The 1,948-nt window shown below is 57.2% G+C and carries 1 protein-coding gene; it reads left to right on the top strand.

The window, feature by feature from the left end; genetic code table 11:
• Positions 1 to 193 precede the first annotated feature (193 nt).
• Complete coding sequence (locus tag ID132_RS12210) at positions 194 to 865, top strand: hypothetical protein (RefSeq protein WP_125106146.1); 672 nt, start codon at positions 194 to 196, stop codon at positions 863 to 865.
• The last annotated feature ends 1,083 nt before the right edge of the window (positions 866 to 1,948 follow it).

Genomic DNA, 1,948 nt, shown 5'->3' with positions numbered 1-1,948 from the left:
TTGAACCTACGACCTCCGGGTCTGGCGCCTTGCGAGGCGCGAAGCGATAGCACGGCGCACTACAACTAATTGAGCATTCATATTCTATGACTTTACGCGCTCGTGAGCCGGGTGCAGTCCTGTCAAGTAGGAGCAGGGCGTCTACACTCACAATTTGCTAGCCCACCGCAGGGCGCACGTTAGGAGCACTCGAATGACCCATGTAACCCGCCGTCCATCTATTCTTCTCCTGGGGGCAGTAGCGCTATTGACAGCAAGCTTGGTAATGGCATCTCCAGCTCAAGCTCAATCTGCAGTTTCAGCAGACGAGACCTCACCCGATATTGTGCATGACGAAACCGTAGGTAATACGCTTAGTCTCGCGGAATCACCACAGGTTTCCGCCGAGTCCTCTTCATTAAATGGTGGAGTCACAACACTCAGTGCCGCCGGGTACAAAATTACTTGCACGGTTGACGCTCAGAATCCGCACATTTCCGAAGGCGCTCGAAAACAAGGTAAGATTTACGTTATTTTCAAGTCCAAAGTTAAGTGCACGGGAACCGGCTCCCACCCCGCAAAGGCAACGATTCGGGTGCGGAGCGGCCTCTTCTGGGACAGCGCGAAGTACTCAGGCGACACAAGCAATGGGATTAACTGGTCAAAGTTGCGATCAAACGACGAAGTACGCACTGTGTCGGTCGATGGCTCGGTGAACATCTTCTACACGCCGAAGAACGGGACGGCTGGCGCGTACTTCACCGGTCACTATCAGGGCACAACGACAGTCGAGATCACATCGCCTAGCGGATTCAAAGTTGGCTCGGATACCTCGTCCGTTATGTTCTGCAAACCGACTACAAAGACGGCGAAGTGTTCTTCCTAGTCACCTAACTGCTCCATGATGATCTCTGGGGGTGGGGTTAAGTACATAAGAGCAACCCCTCCCCCAGACTGATCGAAGCGGGCAGCCAAGGAGAAGCCAGCCCCACTCGCCGCCTCAGTTGCCCACGTAAATGCTTCTTGGACACTTGCCGCGTCGACGTTATACGCGGTTACCCGCCGCCCGGGGTGAACTACGAATACGCGGAAACCGTCAGCTCTCATTTCAAGCTGCGCATCCCGCTCATCAACCAACGTAACCTGCATATGAGCCACGGTAGTCGATCCTCAGCGATCAGTGTGCCCCCAGGACAGCCGCGACGACGGCGCCTGAAACAGTCGTGTTCAGGCTACGTAACTGTACCTCCCCGTGAACTCCGTAAGCGCAACCCACTCCTCGAGCAGGAATCTGAGGTCTGACTCTTTGCCATCGCACACCTGTCAAGCGCTCTATGAGTCAGGATAAGAGTCGGACATCACCGACCAACCCTGCTCCTTGAGCGTCGGAGCAAGGCGAGTGAACGCTTCTGTGTCGACGCCGTTGGCGACCACTACAGCCACACTCAGCGGTTCCCTGTCACGTACGCCGGGGATGGCGAGATAGTGGTCGACATGATCCACCTCGAGTGCGATCCCAGCGAGCTGATGTACCTCAACCCCCAGCGTGCCGCGTCCGAGGTTGTCACCCACTCTCGGCACGCCGGCGGCGCGCAGATCTTCGCGGAGGATTGACCCAAGGTATTGTTCACCCTGGTCGAAGAGGTCGNGGACTCCGACTGCGACACCGCCGCTCACGACGTTGTCTGGATTCATGGTGCTCTCCTATCGGGTCAGAGGCTGCCACGGTGCTGGGCGCCTCCACGTCACACTAGGCCGCCTGGATGCCCGACGAAAGAGCCTTGCCGCGACGTCTGACGACGGCATACCCGACAACTTCGTCCTACAAACGGCCGTTAGTGGACGTCTCGCTTAGAGGTCGTCTATTGAATCGAGGACTGTCGCCAGGTCGTCGAGGCGGTATGCGGATTGGCGGATCAGCTTGGCAGCCGCGGACGTGTCCCTATTGGCGGCTCTTCGGACATTCGGT

Source organism: Gulosibacter sediminis, assembly GCF_014904065.1.
In the GTDB taxonomy this organism is placed as follows: domain Bacteria; phylum Actinomycetota; class Actinomycetes; order Actinomycetales; family Microbacteriaceae; genus Gulosibacter; species Gulosibacter sediminis.
This window is presented reverse-complemented; position numbering and strand designations above follow the sequence as displayed.

Bases quoted from the DNA above. Each gene is read 5' to 3' on its own strand.
- ID132_RS12210 (WP_125106146.1), top strand. From the start codon at position 194: ATGACCCATGTAACCCGCCGTCCATCTATTCTTCTCCTGGGGGCAGTA.